At 65.5% G+C, this 4,281-nt stretch carries 5 protein-coding genes; all 5 read right to left on the bottom strand.

Annotated features, from left to right (window positions below; translation table 11 throughout):
• Positions 1 to 979, bottom strand: a 979-nt coding sequence (pafA, locus tag AC5RW2_RS40885) for a Pup--protein ligase (RefSeq protein ID WP_494075284.1), incomplete at its 3' end; no start/stop codon positions are given.
• Between the two features lie 14 nt (positions 980 to 993).
• On the bottom strand, positions 994 to 1,749 hold the full coding sequence (prcA, locus tag AC5RW2_RS40880; RefSeq protein ID WP_494032200.1) for a proteasome subunit alpha: 756 nt from the start codon (positions 1,747 to 1,749) through the stop codon (positions 994 to 996).
• 1 nt (position 1,750) lies between these two features.
• A complete protein-coding gene (prcB, locus tag AC5RW2_RS40875; protein WP_494032201.1) occupies positions 1,751 to 2,614 on the bottom strand; it encodes a proteasome subunit beta in 864 nt (287 codons plus the stop codon).
• A 4-nt stretch (positions 2,615 to 2,618) separates the two neighbouring features.
• Positions 2,619 to 2,828, bottom strand: a complete 210-nt coding sequence (locus AC5RW2_RS40870) for a ubiquitin-like protein Pup (protein ID WP_494032202.1) — start codon at positions 2,826 to 2,828, stop codon at positions 2,619 to 2,621.
• 37 nt (positions 2,829 to 2,865) lie between these two features.
• The coding region (gene dop / locus AC5RW2_RS40865) for a depupylase/deamidase Dop (protein WP_494075283.1) at positions 2,866 to 4,281 on the bottom strand (1,416 nt) is incomplete at its 5' end.

The raw sequence follows: 4,281 nt of genomic DNA, 5'->3' as shown, positions 1-4,281 counted from the left end.
CGATCTCCGTGTCGATGGAACTGTAGTCACCCGAGCGGATCGCGCTCAGCGTCCGCTGCCACAGCTCGAGGATCCGCGGCACATGGGGGGTGTGTGCCCCGTTTGCCTCCACGAATTCCGTGACCCGGCCAAGATATTCGGCCTGCATGTCCAACGCGGACAGCTGCCGCCCGTTGGCCAGCCGCAGCGGCTGGGACCCGGTGAGGTCGTGGGAAATGTCGCGGATGCTGCGGATAGGATTCTCCAGCCGGAAGTCGCGCATGACCACGCCGGCCTCGATCATCCGGAGGATGAGGTCGACGGTGCCCACCTTCATCATGGTGGTGGTCTCGGACATGTTCGAATCGCCGGCGATCACATGCAGCCGGCGGTAGTGCTCCGCATCCGCATGCGGTTCGTCCCGCGTATTGATGATGGGCCGCGACCGTGTGGTGGCCGAGGAGACGCCCTCCCAGATGTGGTCGGCGCGCTGTGAAAAGGCGTACAGCGCGCCGTTTTGCGTCTTGAGCACCTTCCCGGCCCCGACCAGGATCTGGCGGGTGACAAGGAACGGGATCAGGATGTCGGCCAGGCGGGTGAACTCCACCTTGCGCGGTATGAGGTAGTTCTCGTGGCTGCCGTAGGAGTTCCCCGCCGAGTCAGTGTTGTTCTTGAACAGATACACCGTGCCGTCGAACCCCTCGTGCCGCAGCCGGTGCTGCGCTTCGTCCACGAGTTCGTCCAGGATCACTTCCCCGGCCCGGTCATGGGCGATCAGCTGCCCGACGTCATCGCACTCGGCCGTCGCGTATTCGGGGTGGGACCCGACGTCCAGGTAGAGCCGTGACCCGTTGGTGAGGAACACGTTCGACGACCTGCCCCAGCTCACCACCTTCCGGAAAAGATAGCGCGCCACCTCTTCGGGCGAGAGGGGGCGTGAATTCGGCCCCGAGTAGGAGATGCCGAATTCGGTTTCGATTCCGAAAATACGCCTGTCCACGGTTTCCTCCGCTCCTAGCTGGCGAGAATCTCGTCCACCTCTTCCGTCGGAAGCCGCCTGAAGGCACGGCGGTTGCCGCGCTCCGACAGCGGATCCCGGTCCAGCACTGCCACTTCCAGCATGCTGGACGGAAGCTTCGGCGGCGTCCCGCCCGTGCCCTGGGCGTCCGTCTGGTCCGCAGGCCGGCGCTCGGCCGGTTTGCCGTCATAGGACAGCGAGGACACCGCGGCACGGATACCTTCGGCAAAATTCATTTCCGGCGCCCAGCGCCGGCCCAGCACATCGATAATCGAATCCGCCTGGCCGCCCATCACCACAAAGCCCTTTTCATCGGCGATCGACCCGTCGAAGGTCAGCCGGTACAGGTGGTCGGAATCCTGATGGGCGCCGACCTCGGCCACTGCCAGTTCCACCTCGAACGGCTTGCTTTCGGCCGTGAATACGGCCCCCAGGCTTTGCGCATAGACGCTCGCCAGGCCCCTGGCCGTAACGTCCTCCCGATCGTAGGAGTAGCCGCGGATGTCCGCATACCGCACGCCCGCCTGCCGCAGGCTCTCGAACTCGTTGTACTTCCCGACGGCGGCGAAGGCGATGCGGTCGTAGATTTCGCCGATTTTATGGAGCGACCGGGACGGGTTCTCCGCCACCAGCGCAATCCCATCCCGGCAGCTGAACACGATCACCGAGCGGCCGCGGGCAATGCCCTTCCGTGCGAAGTCCGCCCGGTCCTTCATTAGTTGTTCGGGCGATACGTAGAACTGCTGCGTCATCTCAGGCCTCCCGTCCGGCGATGGCCCGCGAGGCGATGACGTCTCCGGAGATGGCAGCCATTTCGCGTTCCGGCACACGGCGGTTGCCGGCAGCGTTCACCGTGTAGATGACCGGCCAAAGCTGGCGGATCTGGTCCGGTCCCCCGGTGGCCGAATCGTCGTCGGCGGCGTCATAGAGGGATTCGACCGCCACCCGGATCGCGCTTTCCTCGTCCAGGTTCGGCTTCCACAGTTTCTTCAGGGCGCCGCGGGCAAAGACCGACCCGGACCCCACGCTGTGGTGTTCCTGTTCCTCGTAGCGCCCGCCGGTCACATCGTAGGAGAACAGCCTCCCGGTCCGGCGGACGGAGTCGAAGCCGGCGAAGAGCGGCACGACGGCAAGGCCCTGCAGCGCCAGCGGGAGGTTCGCCCGGATCATGGCGCCCAGGCGGTTGGCTTTGCCGTCCAGGCTCAGGAGGGTGCCCTCAATTTTCTCGTAGTGCTCCAGTTCGACCTGGAACAGCTTGGTGATGTCCAGCGCGATTCCCGCGCTGCCCGCGATTCCCAGCACGGAGTACTGATCCGCCGGGAAGACCTTCTCGATATGCCGGCTGGCGATCACGTTGCCCATCGTTGCACGGCGGTCGCCGGCCATCAGCACGCCGCCGGCAAAGGTGAGCGAGACGATCGTGGTCGCCTGGGGTGCCAGCTGCGCTCCCGCGGAATGGCCGTGGCCCGGGTGCCCATGGCCGGAATAACCGGGCAGGCCCGAATCGCCGGCCAGGCGCGTGGACGGCAGTAGCTCGGGCCGGGACTGTGAAAGGTACTCGGAAAACGACGAGGTAGCCGCCTGCGTGATGCCGGCGACAGAAGGATCCTGGGGCATATGTCTACTGGCCGCCCTTCTGGACGAAGCCGCGCACAAACTCCTCCGCATTCACCTCAAGCACACCGTCGATTTCATCCAGGAGGTCATCCACGCCCTCAGTCTGGGCAGTGGGCGCTGCGTCCGGGCCGTCGGCCGGCGGAACTGGCACTTCGTCAACATATTCCTGCTCCTCGGAGCCGGGTTCGACGCTCTTCCTGTCCTGCGTTGCCATGATGCTAGCCTCCTTGGGAACCATTCACCTATATGTCTTATGTTGCCACGGGCGGAGGTGGCCCACCGAGAAGTTTCGCCACGAATTCCTCCGCGTCCATGGCCTGGTCGAACAGGACCCCCGTGAGCTCGCGGGTGCCGCGCAACGGTTCCCGGGTGGGGATGCGCTGGAGCCTGCGGTGGGACGGCAGATCGAAGATCACCGAATCCCAGCTGGCTCCGATCACCTCCTTCGGGAAGTGCTTGATGCACTTGCCGCGGAAGTAGGCCCGGGTGTCCGCCGGAGGCTCGGTGACTGCCCGGGCGATCTGTGCGTCGTCGAGGATCCGTTCCATCTGCCCGCGCTGCAGCAACCGGTAGTACAGGCCCTTTTCCGGGCGCATGTCGGAGTACTGCAGATCCACCAGCGCCAGCCGGGCATCGTCCCAGCCCATGCCGTCCCGGTCCCGGTACGCCTGCAACAGCTTGAGCTTGGCCACCCAGTCCACCTGGCGGGCAGCGTCCATAGGGTCCCGTCCCAGGGTCTCCAGCAGCGCGGCCCAGCGCGAGAGCACGTCCAGCGTCTGGGGGTCCTCGGCGCCGACCGTGCGGCAGTGCTTGTCCGCAGCCTCCAGGTACATCGTCTGCAAATCCAGGCCGTTGACCCGGCGTCCGTCGTGCAGACGGACCGTTTCGCGCAGGGTCGGATCATGGCTGATCCGCTGCAGGGCCTCCACCGGGTCGTCCAGCTCAAGCATGGGCAGCGTCTCGTGCTCGATCATCGACAGCACCAGCGAAGTGGTGCCCATCTTCAGGTAGCAGGACACTTCGCTGAGATTGGCGTCGCCGATGATGACATGGAGCCGGCGGTACTTCTCCGCAACGGCGTGCGGTTCGTCGCGGGTATTGATAATGGGCCGGCGGACCGTTGTCTCCAGCCCCACTTCCGCCTCGAAGAAGTCCGCGCGCTGGCTGATCTGGAACCCGGATTCCCGCGCCGTCATGCCGATGCCCACGCGGCCGGAGCCGCAGATCACCTGGCGGGAGACGAAGAACGGGATCAGGCCGTTGACCAGGTGGCCGAAGGGCACGCTCCGCGGCACCAGGTAGTTCTCGTGCGAACCGTAGGAAACGCTCTTGTTGTCGGTGTTGTTCTTGTACAGGTTGACGGGGGCGAACCCGGGCGTCCGACCGATGCGGCGGGCGGCGGCCAGCACGACGGCATCCCCCGCCTTGTCCCAGAGCACCGCGTCCTTCGGGTTGGTCACCTCGGGACTGGAATATTCGGGATGGGCATGGTCGACGTACAGGCGGGCGCCGTTGCTGAGAACCATGTTCATCAGGATGCTGTTGCTCAGCGTATCCTCGGCGTAGATCTCGGTGTCCCGCGTGCCGCCGGCCATGGCGATCTGCTCGGCGTCCAGTTCCGGGGGCTGGTCGGTCAACTGGGAGGGATCGGCAGCCTCGCGGGGCAC

The sequence above is a fragment of the Arthrobacter sp. B0316-1-20 genome, from assembly GCF_059091865.1.
This window is presented reverse-complemented; position numbering and strand designations above follow the sequence as displayed.

Bases quoted from the DNA above. Each gene is read 5' to 3' on its own strand.
- prcA (WP_494032200.1), bottom strand. From the start codon at position 1,749: ATGACGCAGCAGTTCTACGTATCGCCCGAACAACTAATGAAGGACCGG.
- prcB (WP_494032201.1), bottom strand. From the start codon at position 2,614: ATGCCCCAGGATCCTTCTGTCGCCGGCATCACGCAGGCGGCTACCTCG.
- AC5RW2_RS40870 (WP_494032202.1), bottom strand. From the start codon at position 2,828: ATGGCAACGCAGGACAGGAAGAGCGTCGAACCCGGCTCCGAGGAGCAG.